The organism is Desulfosporosinus youngiae DSM 17734 (assembly GCF_000244895.1).
GTDB lineage: Bacteria > Bacillota > Desulfitobacteriia > Desulfitobacteriales > Desulfitobacteriaceae > Desulfosporosinus > Desulfosporosinus youngiae.
The window spans coordinates 2039062-2055201 of the sequence record NZ_CM001441.1 but is presented as its reverse complement, the minus strand read 5'-3'; the positions used below and the strand labels follow the sequence as shown (position 1 = coordinate 2055201).

General features: G+C 44.1%; 16 protein-coding genes. All 16 read right to left on the bottom strand.

The window, feature by feature from the left end:
* Nucleotides 1-62: 62 nt before the first annotated feature.
* Entirely contained in the window at nt 63-1715 is a 1653-nt protein-coding gene (locus tag DESYODRAFT_RS09610; RefSeq protein WP_007782360.1) for a hypothetical protein, read from the bottom strand.
* Between the two features lie 3 nt (nt 1716-1718).
* Nucleotides 1719-2501 (bottom strand): ABC transporter ATP-binding protein, encoded by a 783-nt coding sequence (locus tag DESYODRAFT_RS09605; protein WP_007782359.1) that lies wholly within the window; start codon nt 2499-2501, stop codon nt 1719-1721.
* Between the two features lie 261 nt (nt 2502-2762).
* Entirely contained in the window at nt 2763-4859 is a 2097-nt protein-coding gene (locus DESYODRAFT_RS09600) for a sigma-54-dependent Fis family transcriptional regulator (protein ID WP_007782357.1), read from the bottom strand.
* A 297-nt stretch (nt 4860-5156) separates the two neighbouring features.
* Nucleotides 5157-5354, bottom strand: coding sequence for a hypothetical protein (locus DESYODRAFT_RS09595; protein WP_007782354.1), 198 nt, complete (start codon nt 5352-5354; stop codon nt 5157-5159).
* Nucleotides 5351-5776 (bottom strand): cobalamin-dependent protein, encoded by a 426-nt coding sequence (locus DESYODRAFT_RS09590; RefSeq protein WP_007782352.1) that lies wholly within the window; start codon nt 5774-5776, stop codon nt 5351-5353. The genes DESYODRAFT_RS09595 and DESYODRAFT_RS09590 overlap by 4 nt, the downstream gene beginning before the upstream one ends.
* 73 nt (nt 5777-5849) lie before the next feature.
* A complete protein-coding gene (gene meaB / locus DESYODRAFT_RS09585) occupies nt 5850-6812 on the bottom strand; it encodes a methylmalonyl Co-A mutase-associated GTPase MeaB (RefSeq protein WP_007782350.1) in 963 nt (320 codons plus the stop codon).
* A gap of 5 nt (nt 6813-6817) precedes the next feature.
* Complete coding sequence (locus DESYODRAFT_RS09580) at nt 6818-7222, bottom strand: cobalamin B12-binding domain-containing protein (protein WP_007782348.1); 405 nt, start codon at nt 7220-7222, stop codon at nt 6818-6820.
* Nucleotides 7223-7254: 32 nt separating this feature from the next.
* On the bottom strand, nt 7255-8937 hold the full coding sequence (locus DESYODRAFT_RS09575; protein WP_007782346.1) for a methylmalonyl-CoA mutase family protein: 1683 nt from the start codon (nt 8935-8937) through the stop codon (nt 7255-7257).
* A gap of 27 nt (nt 8938-8964) precedes the next feature.
* Entirely contained in the window at nt 8965-9516 is a 552-nt protein-coding gene (locus DESYODRAFT_RS09570; RefSeq protein ID WP_007782343.1) for a cob(I)yrinic acid a,c-diamide adenosyltransferase, read from the bottom strand.
* A gap of 680 nt (nt 9517-10196) precedes the next feature.
* Nucleotides 10197-10418 (bottom strand): AbrB/MazE/SpoVT family DNA-binding domain-containing protein, encoded by a 222-nt coding sequence (locus tag DESYODRAFT_RS09565; RefSeq protein WP_007782340.1) that lies wholly within the window; start codon nt 10416-10418, stop codon nt 10197-10199.
* Between the two features lie 416 nt (nt 10419-10834).
* Entirely contained in the window at nt 10835-11188 is a 354-nt protein-coding gene (locus DESYODRAFT_RS09560; RefSeq protein ID WP_007782337.1) for a DUF2200 domain-containing protein, read from the bottom strand.
* A 3-nt stretch (nt 11189-11191) separates the two neighbouring features.
* Nucleotides 11192-11617 carry a VOC family protein gene (locus tag DESYODRAFT_RS09555; RefSeq protein WP_007782335.1) on the bottom strand — a complete coding sequence of 142 codons (426 nt, stop codon included), beginning with the start codon at nt 11615-11617 and terminating at the stop codon, nt 11192-11194.
* Nucleotides 11618-11781: 164 nt separating this feature from the next.
* On the bottom strand, nt 11782-12195 hold the full coding sequence (locus DESYODRAFT_RS09550) for a hypothetical protein (protein WP_007782333.1): 414 nt from the start codon (nt 12193-12195) through the stop codon (nt 11782-11784).
* On the bottom strand, nt 12192-13715 hold the full coding sequence (locus DESYODRAFT_RS09545; protein WP_007782331.1) for a Y-family DNA polymerase: 1524 nt from the start codon (nt 13713-13715) through the stop codon (nt 12192-12194). The genes DESYODRAFT_RS09550 and DESYODRAFT_RS09545 overlap by 4 nt, the downstream gene beginning before the upstream one ends.
* 196 nt (nt 13716-13911) lie before the next feature.
* Complete coding sequence (locus tag DESYODRAFT_RS30065; RefSeq protein WP_007782329.1) at nt 13912-14295, bottom strand: 4Fe-4S binding protein; 384 nt, start codon at nt 14293-14295, stop codon at nt 13912-13914.
* 503 nt (nt 14296-14798) lie between these two features.
* The gene (locus tag DESYODRAFT_RS09535; RefSeq protein WP_007782326.1) at nt 14799-15926 is read right to left on the bottom strand and encodes an alpha/beta hydrolase; all 1128 of its coding nucleotides are present in this window, start codon (nt 15924-15926) and stop codon (nt 14799-14801) included.
* Nucleotides 15927-16140: the final 214 nt, after the last annotated feature.

Below are 16140 nucleotides of genomic sequence, written 5' to 3'. Positions count from 1 at the left end.
TGTACGCAAAACTTATCCCCGGATTCCGGCATTAAGAATGCCACAAGAGACTCGCTGCTCCCCTAGAGATCTTTCCAAGTAATCTTAGCACTGGTTTTCCATAAATAAGCAGACACAAGAAGCACTGCAATACCATATATAAATAATCCAACCTGAATATCTTGCAAGGCATAATGCAGAAAAGCAGAAATACCGCAGAATGCAAGGGAACCCAGTGCTGACTGCACGTTATTTTCCCCGCCTTGAAACTTTTTGCCGAAGGGCAGCTCATTGGGTGACAGCTTGAAAAGCAATATAATTAACAACAGCATGTTTAAGAATATTATGATCAGATGGGGTATGATCCGGACTCCGTAAGGTACAGCAAAGATCAGACTTACAAACAAGTATGCCGGGATAACATACTTCAAGATGAAACCTTTTAACGCTCCTATGAGAATTACACCCGGCAGCTCAATTGGCAAAGCCTTGTAGATCCATGCGCCTTTGTAATTTTCGCTTGAATTTATTGTGACAGCCGTTGATGAAAGCATAGAGACCGAAAGATATATAAACAGGTAATAAGCTCCTTGTGAAATATCTGTCATCGCTTCCTGCAGTGAGTTATTTCCTATTAGCGGATTAACCATAATCAAAACAGGCAGAAATATGGCCAATCCCAGATTAGGATACAGACGCAGCCTTATACTCCTTTCGCTGGAAATCATGTTTTGAGAAAACCTGCAAACACTATTTTCAAGGTTGTTCGGAATAAGAGCTGAACTGATTTTTCTATAGATTATTGCTCTTTTTTCCACAGTTATACGCTTCTTTGCTCTAACCGTATCGAGTTTATATAGGCTTCTCTCAAAATATTTAATAACTACTCCGAAATATAACATTAAAAGTAACGATGGAACTATTACTCCTATAACGCTTAAATAGACAAAATGATTCTCCACGCTGTTCTCCGATATCCAACTGAACGGTGCCGCAAACCACGCCGAAGGAAGCAGATACATCCACCATTTGAAATTAAAAACCATATCATGGCCGATATATCTGAAGACGTGACCCGTAAACTGATATCCAATCATCATCATTAAGGATAAGATGATTTGAAAGTAATTAATAACATCCTTAAGCTTATCCCCGTCAAAAAACAGAAGCATCAGGAAATAAAGCACTGAGGTCAAAAAAAGAATCAGTCCCGAGATAAGTAACAAATCAAAAAAATAGATGCTCATAAACAGCAAGCCATATTTATAGCCTCCTGCTATTAACGACGGTCCAGCCATGACAAACGTGACCGTCAACAAATTGATTAAGATATGGGTTATTTTTGCCGCGTTTACAGTCTGAGACTTTATAGGTTTTGATAACAGGATATCCTTGTCTCTTGTCTCCAGCAATATCGATGAAAAGTCTGACACCATAGTCATCATAACCATAACTATCAGTATTCCAATGATTAGGTTCATTTTTAAGAAAAGGGGTAAGGGGGGCAGGAGAATCAGGACAAGAATGACGCCCATAAATCCATACATTATTAGTGACTTCTTGAAAGTGTTTTCTTGATCTTTATGTTTAGAACCGATCAGTATCGAAGGTGCCCGTCTCTGGTCCATGATCAGCTTAATTTGCAATATTTTTCTCATTACCCCATAATCGATTCCCATGACTCTGTAGAAAAAACTAAAAAAATCCAGGACCTTTAAAATCCAAAAATCCTTCATCAGTTAAACTCCCTGTAATTCTTTGATGAATTCATAGGCAATCTCCTTATGCCTATTAAAGCCGGTCAATTGGTTAAATATCTGTTCAAGCGAGCCTTGACTGCTCTGTTCTTTAAGTTCGTCAAAGCTTCCGTCCGCAACTATTTGTCCCTCATTGATTAAGATTATTCTGCTGCTAATCTTCTCCACAACGTCCATAATATGTGAAGAATAGAATATAGTTTTACCCAAAGCCGCCAGTTCGGCCAGAATCTCTTTTACAATCATCACACTATTTGCATCCAGCCCGCTTAATGGTTCATCCAGAAACAAAATATCCGGATTATGAATAATACTGGAGATAATCAGAAGCTTTTGCTTCATACCTTTTGAGTACGCCGATATTCTTGTATGATAGACTTCTTCTATACCAAGTAAAGCCATGAGCTTTTTGGCCTTATTATTTACCTGTTCCAAACCAAGCCCGTAAACCTCTCCAATAAATGTAAGGTATTCATAGGCTGTCAGGTTTTCGAAGATCTCCACCGTCTCAGGCACGTAACCTATTTTTCGTTTATATTCCACCTTACCCTCAGAGATATTCTCTCCAAAAATTCTTATTTCACCGTCGTACCCATCTGCCAAACCCATCAGGATTTTAACAGTGGTGCTCTTTCCCGCCCCATTCGGCCCAATATATCCGATAATCTGGCCCCTGAATACCTCCAGGTTAATCCCCTTTAGTACTTCTTTCGAACCAAATCGCATTTTAAGATCTCTTATGGTGATTACCGGCTCAATGTTCATTGACAAACCTCTTTCTCTTCACTTTAATTAATTTCCATTATAAACCATCTGCCCGCCATACTCAAACTACAGAGCAAGCACCGGCCTTTTTCTGCCGGTGCCTGCTCTGCTGAAATAGATTCCACATGCCTTGAGTGTACAAAAAAGATGTTGCACCCCTCCGGTATCCCCTTGGCAGCAGATCGTGACAATATAAAGCGGTTTAACCCAGCCTCATTTTTAAATCCCTCGATTTCCATAAAATTAAGATCCGCATCATAGTCAGGAATCCCTGATAATACAATACTTTGCTGCCTTTCTGACCACAGTAGAGGCATCAACTTTTAATTCCTTAGCCATCTGCCTGGTCGTTCGATAGTTGGCATAAACTCTTTCCAACAGCTGCTTCTCCACACTTTCTACAGCATCCCTTAAGGGCACTATCCCCGAAACAATAATATATGAGGAACTGCTCCCAACTTTATCCCGCAGGAAGGAAGGCAAATCCTCGCCGGTGATGTTATCATCTATGGTCGTAACAACCATTCTCTCAATCAGGTTTTCCAATTCTCTGATATTGCCGGGCCAGTCATACTGCATCAGAATATCAACCACACTCTGTGATATCTTTTTATTCTTTTTATATTTGTAGTTAAATACCTCTACGAAATGTGCCGCCAGCGGGGGGATATCATCTTTGCGGCCGCGCAGGGGCGGGACACACACAGGCACTACATTTAACCGGTAATAAAGATCCTCGCGAAACTGCTTATGCTGCACCATTTCCAACAGATCCCTGTTTGTAGCGGCGACAATGCGCACATCCACATTAATAACACTTGATCCCCCGACCCGGATAATTTCTTTGTTTTGCAAGAACCGCAGCACCTTAACCTGTAAATTCAGCGGCATTTCACCAATTTCATCCAGGAATAAAGTCCCTCCGGAAGCCAGTTCAATATATCCTGATTTACCTTCCCGTTTGGCCCCGGTAAAGGCCCCGCCATCATAGCCGAATAATTCCGATTCCAATAAATTTTCAGGGATAGCACCGCAGTTCACCTTAATAAACGGTTTATCCCGGCGTGAGCTGTTGCTGTGAATTGTCTCGGCTATCAGTTCCTTACCGGTACCTGATTCACCCATGATTAAAATAGTAGAATCAACTGAGGCCAGCCTGATCACCATATCCAACAGCTGCCTCATCTTAGCCGAGCTAACCACCAGGCTTTCGGTATTATCATAGCGCAGCCTCAAGGTGCGAAGCTGGTTTTCATAGTGCTGGCTTAGCCCCTGGGCTTTTTTCAGCTGGTGTTTCAAGAGATTTAATTCAGTGATATCTCTGACATTGCAGACAACCCTGATTATTTCGCCGCTTGCATCTATGACCGGGTTTCCCGTAGTCAGCGTAAGTTTGCCGGTTTTACTTGTCTGCATAATCGTGATGGATTTCTTCTTCTCCAAGACATGGCAGGTTACAGGTTCAGAAATAATGCCGTCTCTTCTGATGTCCTCCACACTTAGTCCCAGGTATTCATGGGCATTGATGCCCGTCAGCTGTTCAAAAGCCTTATTATAGCGCAGGATTTTTCCTTTGCCGTCAGTTATAAATAACCCGTCAAAGGATGATTCCACTATGGCATCCAACTCCTCATTTAATTCCTTCACATAGAACAGTTCCTTGGACATCTTATCCAGCTCGGAGATATCCTGGAGCACCGCAACGGCACCGATAATCTTGCCGTCCTTTTTAATCGGAGAACGATTGGACATAAAGTAACGGTCATTGAGTTTTACTTTCTTAAGAGTTTCGACTTTTCCGGTCTGAATTACATCCATCAGTTTAGCGGTAGGAAGTACCTCCCGTATACTTTTCCCGGCAGCATCCTCTGCCTCAATACCCAGCAGCTTGGCGGCCGACAAATTCCAGACATTAATTATGCCTTTTTCATCCACGGAAATAATTGCATTATGAGTTGAATTTATAATCGTATCAAGTTCAAGGGACATATTGCGATAAGAATTAAAGAAAGCTTTGGCAATATCGCCGCGGGTAATGATCCCCACTACCTGCCCGTTTTCATTCACAACGGGCAGCCGGGGCACCGTAGCATTAAGTACGTCCCCAAACTCATCCTCAGGATGACCCGTAAGAATCTTCCGGGTCATTAAGTCTTCCACCTTCGTATTCATATCCAGGCCCCTGCTTATGGCGCGGTAAATATGACTCTTGGTAAAAAGGCCTACCAATTTACCCTTTTCGTCTAACACCGGGGCACCGTCTATCTTATTGGCTATAAAAATATTGACGACCTCGCAAACCTTATGATTGGGACTTATGGTTAAAGGATCAGGGGTCATAATTTCCCGAACTTTCAATTAATTTCACTTCCTATCTGATTATATTTGTCCATTGTCCTTCAACTATTATTTCGCTGTTTAATAATTCGATATCATTTGAATTTATCCTTCAGTTCAATCTCTCAACTGCCGCTCAAACTTAAGAGTCAAAAGCTCTGTCCCGGATAGTGAACCTTTGACTCTTAAGTCTAATCCAAAACCAATCATAAAAGAACCCCCGGCATACATAACCTTTATCCGGTCACCTTAGAACCTAACAGGTAACGGTAACCAACACAGGGATGCCAGGGGTCAGGAGTAATCATCCTATCATCTTTAATCTTTAATTTTTATAGTAACCTTAATACTCTTGCAGCAGTCGTCATTATGCACGGCAATACAGTCGGGCTTATCAATGACTCTGTATTTGCCGGCTGTTTCAAAGATTAAATCCTCCGCTTTCAGGCCGTCTTCTTTAGGGATAAAATACATGCGGCCCAGCGGAATGATAACATCTTCTTTTAATATTCTCATACTGTTTCTCCTTCCTCACCGGCAGCCGGCACCTGATTAATCCAGGCAATTATACTGCGGGTGGAGGTGCCTGGCCCGAATATCTCAGCTGCCATCCCTTGAGCTTTAAGCTCCTGCCGGTGCCGCTCGGGTATCAAGCCCCCTCCGAAAACCGGAACATGCCCGGTATTTTGGGCAGCCAGCAGATCATGCAAGCGCGGGTATAAATCCAGGTGGGAACCGTTATGCACAAATAACCCCACCAGATCAACAGCCTCCCGCAGTACTGTTTCAGCTATTTCCTCAAGTGAACAATACAAACCTGTATAAATAACATCCATGCCGCCCTGTTCTCTTAAACCACGAGCCAGAACGCGGATTTCCTTATTCTGATTATCCATCCCGGCCTTAGCCAGCAGAACCTTTATTGTTCGCTTATTCATGCTCTAACATCCTTCAAAGCCAGTGTTAATAAACGCTAAAGATAAGAAAGCACCGCCCTTCTGATCTGTACCTTTAAACCCTGTTTTTATACCTGACGGCTACTTCCTCTGCCAGAGTATAGGGATCTGTTTCTTTTTTCAATAACGTATCAATCATTTTTTCCATTTCTCCGCCTTCATCCAGGTCATCTAATACCGGCTGCAGGATTGCTCCCCACAAAGCTTCATTAAATTCGGCAGCAGTCTTACGGCGCAAACGCTCAGACAAAAGGTTATTGTCCACCAGGAAGCGGTAATGATCTTCTATCTTATCGCATACAACCGACACACTCTCGGCGAATTTTTTAGGTTCCTGTACGCTTTCCACCAGTAATACAGGTATTTCCCAACCACCTTTGGCAACAGACATATGAATCATGTTCGAGACTTCCTTATACAAGTTCGCGGCACCGTCACGGTCTGCCTTATTAATGATAAAGATATCCGCTATCTCCATTAAGCCGGCTTTAAGAGCCTGTATTTCATCCCCCATACCGGGCACCAGAACAACGATTACAGTATGAGCATGATTAATGATTTCTACCTCTTGCTGCCCCACCCCGACAGTTTCGATTATTATGGAGTCTTTGCCCATAGCATCCATAACATGGATGGCTTCTCCCACAGCCTTGGATATGCCGCCCATAGAACCCCTGGTAGCCAGGCTGCGCAAGAATACCCCTTTATCCTCAGCATGCCGCAGCATACGGATTCTGTCTCCCAAAAGCGCTCCCCCGGTAAAGGGACTGGTGGGGTCTACTGCCAGAACACCGACCGTCTTGTTTCTCTGACGCCAGGAAAAAACCAGTTCATCTGTCAAGGTACTTTTACCGGCCCCCGGGGCACCGGTAATGCCTATGACATGGGCATTACCGGTTTTAGTAAAAATTTGCTGCATAGCAACATGGGTGCCGGGTATTTGATCTTCCAGGTTTCTGATGAGGCGAGAGGCTGAACGCACATCTCCCGCCAATACTTTTTGTCCTAATTCTTTCATCGCACTCACGCCCTTGGAGTTACATTTGTATTAATCCACTCCACCAGTGAATCAAGTTTGGCTCCCGGAGTAAATAATGCTTTCAGTCCCGCGTCATAAAGAGGCTGCATATCCTGCTCGGGAATAATCCCCCCGCCGATAACGCAGATATCATCGGCACCTTCCTCCTTCAAAAGATTAACGACTTGCGGGAACAAGTACTTGTGCGCACCTGATAAACAGCTTAAGCCCACAAGATCAACATCTTCCTGAATAGCGGCGGCAGCTATTTGCTCCGGAGTCTGGTGACATCCGGTATAAATCACCTCAAAACCGGCATCCCTGAAGCACCTGGCTAACACCTTAGCCCCGCGATCATGGCCGTCTAAGCCGGGTTTAGACAACAGTATACGAATTCTTCTTTCTGCCATCACACTTGCCTCCTTTAATTCTGAACTCAATCTTAGTAAATGCCGGGGTCGCGGTACTCACCATAAACTCCCCTGTAAACATCGCAGATTTCCTGAACAGTGGCATAGCTCTTAACCGCCTCAATACAATAAGGCATCACATTTTCGCCTTTCTTACAAGCAGCCTCGATATCTTTAAGGGTTTCCGCCACTTTACGTCCGTCGCGCTTTCTCTTAACTTCAGCCAGACGATTGAGCTGTTCCGCTTCCACAGAGTCATCTATTTCTACGATCGGAATGTCAACCTGTTCATCTTCCTGAACATACTTGTTCACACCGATCATGACTTTTTCCTGAGCATCAATTTGCTTTTGGAATTTATAAGAAGCATCGGAAATTTCCAGCTGCGGGAAGCCCTTCTCGATAGCGGCAATCATACCTCCCATATCGTCGATCTTATGAATATAATCCCAAGTTTTTTCTTCCATTTCATTGGTCAGCGCTTCCACAAAATATGAACCGGCCAGCGGGTCAATCGTGCTGGCCACACCGGTTTCTTCAGCGATAATCTGCTGAGTCCGCAGGGCAATTTGCACGGCATGGTCTGAAGGCAGGCACAGAACTTCGTCCAGTGAGTTGGTGTGCAGGGACTGGGTGCCGCCGAGAACACCGGCCAGAGCTTCAATAGCCGTCCGCACCACGTTATTGTAGGGCTGCTGGGCAGTAAGCGAGCATCCGGCAGTCTGGGTATGGAATCTCATCCATAAGGAACGCGGGTCCTTGGCGCCATAACGCTCACGCATTGCTTTAGCCCAGATCCGGCGGGCGGCTCTTAATTTAGCAATTTCTTCAAAGAAATCGATATGCGCGTTAAAGAAGAAGGATAATCTGGGAGCAAATTCATCAACCTGTAACCCTTTACGTTTGATCACGTCTTCTACATATTCCATACCGTCTCTTAAAGTGAAGGCCAGTTCCTGTACAGCGGTTGAGCCGGCTTCTCTGATGTGATAACCGCTGATACTGACGGTATTCCACTTGGGTACATATTTGGTCCCAAACTCTATGGTATCACTGACTAATTTTACGGACGGCTCGGGCGGGCACATAAAGGTTTTCTGGGCAATAAATTCTTTTAACATATCATTCTGAATGGTACCGCCGATTTTGTTCAGAGGAATTCCCTGTTCCTGGGCACAGGCAATATACATAGCCCATAAGATAGTTGCCGGCGGGTTAATGGTCATAGAGGTGGTTATCTTATCCAGTGGAATCCCTGCGATCAGGTCTCTGAAATCTGCGATGCTATCAATCGCCACCCCTACTTTTCCACACTCACCCCTGGCTTTGGGGGAATCAGTATCATAACCCATCAGGGTCGGGAAATCAAAGGCCGTACTCAGGCCGGTCTGGCCGGTGGCTAACAGGTATTTCCAGCGCTTGTTGGTTTCAACAGCCGTACCCATACCAGAGAACATTCTGAAGGTCCAGTATTTTCCGCGGTAACCGGACGGCTGGCAGCCTCTCAAATAGGGATATTGTCCCGGATAAGCTATATCCCGCTCAAAATCCATATCTTTAATGTCCTCAGGGCCGTATATTCTCTTAATATCCAAATCAGAAACCGTGGTCCAGCTTTCTTTTTGGTCAGGGTGTTTGGCCACTATTTTTTTAACTTCATCTTCCCATTTTTGCCTTAATGCGCTTGACTTATTGGCTAATTCTTCAGTAATCAAACGTTATTCCCCCCTAATGCTTATGGTTTAGTACTCAATCCCTGCCCTATCTTTAATACCCGCGTTATAGTGATGTTTTATCTCGGTAACTTCACTTACCAAATCAGCTATTTCTCTCAACTTATCGGAAGCATACCGGCCGCTTAACAATAAATCCAATTCCGCCGGCTTATTTTTAATCATCTCCAGCACGTCTTCCTCCGGAATGAGCTTAAAGTCAACAGCCACATTAATCTCATCCAGGATGACCATGTCAAATTTACCACCGGCAATAATCTCTTTAGCTTTTTCCAGACCTTGCCGGGCCATCTCCACGTCTACCGGCGCAGGATTGTTGCGCATGACAAAACTATCCAGTCCGAATTGATAGATTTGCAAGTCCGGAAGGTACTTTTCCGCGGCAATCACCTCTCCGTATTTACGTCCCTTCATAAACTGAATAACACATACCTTGTAGCCCTGGCCAATAGCCCGTAAGGCCTGACCAAAGAAGGACGTTGTCTTACCCTTGCCGTTACCCGTAATCACCATCACCAAACCACGCTTGGCTATGCTCGCCGTGGACTGCATCACACTCAATGTATTCACCTCTTTCTTCACTCTTCCCCGTCAAGTAAAGGGCACCTTAAGGTAGGGGAGGTCCACTTATCATTAATTTCGCATCTCTTACTCAATTTATAAGCAAGAATAATGCCAATATCAAATAATTCTGAATTATGGCTAAATGCCTATGTTTGAATGTTTCATAAATAAAAAAATTTCTAACAATTGTTGCGCTGCCGCAACGCAAAAACTGCTATTGCCCGTTGCAACCGCCATAGTTTACCCCGCCACCCCGTTGCAATAGCGCTGCAGACTTGTTTTAAGCTCTGTGTTGCATATTTGAGTGGTCCGTTGCTGTATTGCAACGGATTATGAACGTATCAACCGAAACTCCTTCCGGGTCAACTTCAGCGGCTTCTTGAAGTGTAATTTTATTTATCTTACCGATTTATGGAACACCCCCTTTTGACTATTTCTTCAAAACAACCTGTTACTTAAGCCGAAAATCAGCCATCCCTAAGCTTTTGAATTCGATGCGTAAGCTATTGCAGTCACAAATACTAAACTCCTCAATCATTTAATATTTAAAATATTCAGTAAATTTTAAGCCCTCTACTCCCTCTGGCAATAGCTGCTATTACTGCAAACGTTAAAGTTTTGAACAAAATTATCGGCAGGCTGCCAGCGTACTACTTTATAACCATTATTCCGACAAGCTATTCGACGTCTATTAAGATACCTTCATGAAGAAGAGCCTTAAGCAATCCCTCATTCAACTCCTCATCAAACCAGGATTTAAAAGGGGCTATTACTATCTGATTTGATTGAATACTTACTTTAAGATAATCGCCATTGGTTAAATTAAGTTGTTTGTTAACCTCCAGGGGGAGCAGGATTTGACCAAAATCATCAATTGTAACACTTATTGTCGTTGCCATTTTATCAACTCCATTCTAAATTTTAATAAGATGGTTGACCAACGATTTTTACATATTTCCTCCCTTCTTCATTATTTTTCCATTAAGCAATTATCCTATATCACATGCAAAATTTGTGCCATTACTTTATTTATTGTTAACAACTATGCTTAAACAGCTATATACCTGGATATTCTTTTATTAAGAATTACGACTCTTTTTAAGTCAATGTTGTATTACTGCAGCACTATTGGTCAGTTATGGTTGTTGCAGCTTTGCCGTAAGCCCGGTAGTTTTCACATACAGAGGGGCCTGGTTCGATGAACCAGGCCCCTCTGTGTGACTAAAACCCTGTTGCAGGATGCCAGCACTTGGGTTCATTTTCTATGTTGCGCATTTGAGTTACCCATTGTTATATTGCAGCAATTTTATTGCTTTCATTTGCTTCTCAACACCTTCTCCATCGGTTTACCTTTTGCCAGTTCGTCCACCAACTTGTCTAACCAGCGTATCTTCTGGATAAGCGGGTCTTCAATTTGCTCGACGCGAACTCCGCAGATTACTCCGGTGATTTGGGAAGCCTTCGGATTGATTTGAGGGGCTTCGGCAAAGAACGTCTCAAAGTTCACTTCCCGATTAATTTGAGACTGCAATCCCTGTTCATCATAGCCTGTCAGCCACTCTATGACGGTATCCAGCTCCGCTTTCGTGCGTCCTTTACGCTCAACCTTTTGAATATACAGAGGGTAGACGCCGGAGATTTTCATTTTGTATACACGTTCGTTACTCACGCTTTATCCCTCCACTTGCTGCGGCGCTTCTTCAGCGACGACATTCCAGTTCACACCGAACTTGTCTCTTACTGCGGCGTGGAACACACTGTAGAAGGTCTCCGTCGGCGGGAGCGTCACCTCGCCACCTGCGCAAAGCGCGTCAAAGATAGCCGTCGCTTCCCCGCCCGTAGGTACCGTGGCAGTTAGTTTGATGTTGTCGCCGTTCTGGGGCGGCGCAGCTTCATCGGCAAACCAGACGTTTGTACCAGAGATGACCATCTCGGCGTGCATAACCCAAGTCCGCAGCAGCTCAGGCGGCGTCTTTGACCCCTCCGGCATATAGTCACCGTAGGGCAGGACGTTTGGCTCGCCGCAATGGAAGACGGTGCGGTAGAAGTTCAGCGCGTCTTTGCAGTTCCCGTTGAATGTAAGGTAAGGTGTAATCATAGCTTCCTCTCCTTTGTTCTGGGTTTTGGCAACTTGTTTGACCTGAAATAATAGAATAATTATAAAATACAGCCTAATAAAATGGATACAGCCAATGCAATAGCAAGAGCAAGAGCAAGAGTAAACCATAATTCTTTTGTTTGTTATACTCTCCATAATGCTATTCAGGCAAACATCTGCCCATCTATGCTGATGATTTCATCGATGGGAATTGCCGTGCCATCGTCCATAATCACAACCCTTTCATATTCGTCTATCTTTTTAACCGTACTGATAATGGTAACATAAGCGCCACCATTCTTCTTTTCATCCGGCTGAAAGCAGGTGATTGCGATTTCGGGATGCTCTTTAATCCGGCCTGCTATGATTTGCAGCCTATGGCTTAAAACCTCCTTCATGTATTCATCCAATTCTATTCTCTCATCAGTCAGCCTTGCGGTTTCTTTGACGGCGGCATCATAGCCGGTCAGCGCCGCGAAGGGGGAAAACTGAGCCGCCCGGTCAATCGCTGTCATATGAGGGCGTGTTGCAGAGATATGGTGCGGTAGATTGATGATGTCGTCATATGCCCTCGTCATGCCTTATGCCCCCCAATCTGCCTATTCCGGTCTACTGTGGTGGCGCCTTCCTCCAGGTTCATACCTTTTAGAATGGCGTTCTTGCCGTGTTTCTTTTTTATATCCAGTATTGCTTTCTGCATCCTTTTTTCCCGTGCGAGCTCAGCTTCTTCGGCCTCTTTCTTTGCCCGCTCAGCCGCGTAATCCGTAAAGAGATCAAGTTGTTCAAGGTTGTCCGTCTTTTGAACGGTTGCCTCATCAACAACATGATTAGCTGTGATGCCGATTCTTCTGACCAGGAGGTTTTCGTCAACGATGCGCTCGAACAGCCCTGTGACGGCATCCAGAATCAGCTTTGTAGAGGAGGTCTGCCTGCCAAGATTTATCGAGCCATGCGTCGACTTCGGAAGGTTGCGCCCGTAGTGGTCAATGGTGATCGCCCCGTGATATAATTTCTTTATCTCCGGGTTTGCCAGATTTTCAATATCATATCCGACCGTTAAAACAAGCTGATCCGTCACAAGCCTTTTATCTACCAGATCAAGTACCAGCAGATCGGTCATTTCCCGCACGATCAGCTTCGCTTTGTCAAAGGTATAAGCGTATTGCAGCACCTGCCCCGATCCAAGACTGTTTGTGGTTGGCTTATACGCTTTAATATCGGCAATCGTACACGGCTCCCAGCCCCACGCATGGTCGATCAGCAGCTCTGCGTTGACGCCGAACAGCTTATATAGTAAATCCTCGTTATAGTAATCGGCAGGTTTACCGAGAGAGCATCTTGCAATATCACCCATAGTGAAGAGCCCATGTTCCTCCAGCTTCTTGGCATAACCTCTGCCAACGCGCCAAAAGTCAGTTAGAGGCCGGTGTGACCACAGCAGGCACCGGTAGCTCATTTCGTCCAATTCAGCAATCTTCACGCCATTTTGGTCTGCCGGGATATGCTTTGCCTGAATATCCATAGCGATCTTGCAAAGGTACAGGTTTGTGCCGATTCCCGCAGTTGCCGTAACGCCGGTCGTTTTAAGAACATCCAGAATTATTTCGGCCGCAAGCTCACGGGCTGTGAGACTGTAGGCTTTTAAATAGTCGGTGGCGTCGATGAATACCTCGTCGATTGAGTAGACATGAATATCTTCGGGCGCGATATACTTCAAATAGATATTGTAAATCCGCGTGCTATACTCCATATAATGCGCCATTCGCGGTGGGGCAACAATATAGTCCAGTGAGAGACTCGCTGAGGATTTTAATTCAGTATCGCTGAAGGAAGCGCCCGTAAAGGCTCGTCCCGGTGTTTTGCTTAGCCGTGCCCCATTCACTTCCTTGACCTTCTGCACGACCTCAAACAACCTTGCTCTGCCGGGAATGCCGTATTCTTTAAGGGAGGGAGAGACGGCGAGACAGATGGTTTTTTCGGTGCGGCTTGCATCAGCGACAACAAGGTTAGTGGTCAGCGGATCAAGCCCTCGTTCCATACACTCGACCGAAGCGTAAAAGGATTTCAAATCGATTGCGATATAGGTTCTATTCTTCATAGTCTCCGGTCGCCTCCTTAAAAATTATCTGCTCGACAAATTTTCCTGTTTATTGGATTCCACAGTCAATTGGTATTGTACCACAATATTGACCTTATGCAGGCATAGCGTTAAACTAAAATCGCAAAGATAAAAACACAGTTCCGGTTGGTAGCAGCTCCAGAACACAGGGGTTGGAACGAAAACACAGCAAGCGTTAAAACTTCAGCAGGAGCAAGGAAAACGGGAGAACAAAGATCGTCAATTTCAATTGCAACAAGAAAAACGTAAGGAAAAGCACAGAGGGCATTAAGTCCACTGTGCTTTTCTGCACAGACGGTGCAGCCAAAATGGTGATTTTGCGTCCTTGCCTGATATCTCTGAAAAGTACTTCCGTATCGTCGATATAGGACCTGGCCGCGTGGTCACAGACCGCAATACATCGACCACACTCAATACATCGCTCGTTATTGATTCTCACTTTAACTTCACCGTCGAGAAGGTAGGCTGAATTAGCCCCCACCGGGCAAGCCCTTATGCATTTATTGCATCCCTGGCACTTATTATTATCTGTCAAAATATGTGATTGAAGCACAGACATCACGCCCTCCCCAGCTTAAACAATGATGACTTCAGCCCGTCAGAATAGCCTTTACCATCGTAACGTTCATAATGAAACTTTACGCCCGGGATAATATCTTTAAAATACTCAATGTAATGCTCTCCAGGGCCTCCTGACCGTTTTCGGTGATAATCAAGCCGACTCCGTCATCTTCCAGTTCCTCCAGCGTCTGCTCCAAAAGAAGTCTGATATGAGTTTCGCAGGGTTATTTCTGAATTATAACAAGAGTGAGTAAATTTGGATATTGTACTTTAGTCCAATACCCTTCCAGCATCAAACTCCAGACGTTGATAGTCTGGAGTTCTCAATAAACCCATATAATAACCAATATTCAGAAAGTTCCAAAACTACTCTGGCAATGCCGCTTATATCTGCCGTTCGCCGTAGTTTATTGCCTAATAATTGTTCTTGTATATTAATTGATGCGGCTCCGGTTGGCTGTTAGTACCGCAGCAAGTACATTCAAACATAAAAAAGTGCGTTTAATCAGATAATGTATTTCTTCCCGTTACAATATCCTCCAACAAGATAGAAAGTGCTTTTTTAGGTTCTTCGAACAACGGACTATGCGCGGAGTTTTCAAAGGTGTAAAACCCTTTTAACGGTGCTTGAATCTGCTCGCAGTATTCTTTTTGCAAAGAATAGTTGCAAGTATAATCATAAATTCCTGCCAGAAAGTAAATGGGAATATCGAGAGCGGGAACGTCCTTAAAAGCATTAAATTGTGCGCTGTCTGTTACAACAGAAGTCGCCTGTGCCAATGCTTTGCCTCGCCAAATATTTATGCGTTCTGCCGGTGTGTAAACGGTACAACGTAAACTCGGAAAGAAAATGCCGCTTATAACAGAGTTCATATGGTGCATTGTACCAACCCCAAGTTCATGCATTGCGGTATCGCGCAGGGAAGATGTAAAATACTGCTCGTATGCTTTATCAGAGGTTAAAATCGAATAGCCCTCAAATTTTTTCACCATTTTCAAGTTTTCAGCAGACCGATATTGTTCCAACATATAGTTATAGGCTATTTTTTCAGATTTGTTTTGATTGGTAATTTGTGCAATTGCGATGTAGGCCTGATATAATTCTGGATTTTGCGATGCAGCCCGGATACCAATATATGTGCCAAAAGAATGACCGATCAAATAGATTTTATTTTGATTAAATCGATTGAGCAGGTAATTTGTCACGCCGATAACATCTGCGATATATTGCTCTGATGTCATGGTTTCTATTGAAATAGCAGGATTGTAGGAAAGAGCTGTTCCACGGTAATCCATGTAACAAACGACAAATTCATTTTCAAGCCCGGTGGGATAATTCTGTTCCAAAAAATACTCCGGTATGCCGGGACCTCCACCAAGAAAGAGCAGGACAGGTTTGCTGTCGTCTTTTGCCATGATAAACATTCCAAGTGATGTGCCATTGATATCCACATGTATTTTTTCTGAGATGCTTCCGTCAATGGTATTTCCCTTATCATCAATGAATGGTTTTGTTTTCCCCAAACTAGGGGGCAATATGATACAAACCAAAAATGCGATACACAATAACACTGTAAGGATAGCAATACACATTCTTTTCTTTCCTTTATGCCTTAATTCTCTATTCATTCTATAAATCCTCAATAAACAGCTATAACAACTAGTTTAAAGATGATCATATCATATCTTCAACATCTTAAAAATAATAACAGGCTGATATATAGACATTGTACTCTGGGTTCGTTCTTACCTAGGTAACGTAACCGCTGTTCTTAATCCACAGAGTTTCCCCGTTATAGGAGGCGAGGCGACTGCCTGTCGCTTTACTTGCTTTCCGGGAATT

Coding starts and splice junctions, on each gene's coding strand:
- DESYODRAFT_RS09595 (WP_007782354.1), bottom strand. CDS start 5,354: ATGAGAATATTAAAAGAAGATGTTATCATTCCGCTGGGCCGCATGTAT.
- meaB (WP_007782350.1), bottom strand. CDS start 6,812: ATGAAAGAATTAGGACAAAAAGTATTGGCGGGAGATGTGCGTTCAGCC.
- DESYODRAFT_RS09550 (WP_007782333.1), bottom strand. CDS start 12,195: ATGACGAGGGCATATGACGACATCATCAATCTACCGCACCATATCTCT.
- DESYODRAFT_RS09535 (WP_007782326.1), bottom strand. CDS start 15,926: ATGAATAGAGAATTAAGGCATAAAGGAAAGAAAAGAATGTGTATTGCT.
- DESYODRAFT_RS09605 (WP_007782359.1), bottom strand. CDS start 2,501: ATGAACATTGAGCCGGTAATCACCATAAGAGATCTTAAAATGCGATTT.
- DESYODRAFT_RS09545 (WP_007782331.1), bottom strand. CDS start 13,715: ATGAAGAATAGAACCTATATCGCAATCGATTTGAAATCCTTTTACGCT.
- DESYODRAFT_RS09555 (WP_007782335.1), bottom strand. CDS start 11,617: ATGATTACACCTTACCTTACATTCAACGGGAACTGCAAAGACGCGCTG.
- DESYODRAFT_RS30065 (WP_007782329.1), bottom strand. CDS start 14,295: ATGTCTGTGCTTCAATCACATATTTTGACAGATAATAATAAGTGCCAG.
- DESYODRAFT_RS09590 (WP_007782352.1), bottom strand. CDS start 5,776: ATGAATAAGCGAACAATAAAGGTTCTGCTGGCTAAGGCCGGGATGGAT.
- DESYODRAFT_RS09580 (WP_007782348.1), bottom strand. CDS start 7,222: ATGGCAGAAAGAAGAATTCGTATACTGTTGTCTAAACCCGGCTTAGAC.
- DESYODRAFT_RS09610 (WP_007782360.1), bottom strand. CDS start 1,715: ATGAAGGATTTTTGGATTTTAAAGGTCCTGGATTTTTTTAGTTTTTTC.
- DESYODRAFT_RS09565 (WP_007782340.1), bottom strand. CDS start 10,418: ATGGCAACGACAATAAGTGTTACAATTGATGATTTTGGTCAAATCCTG.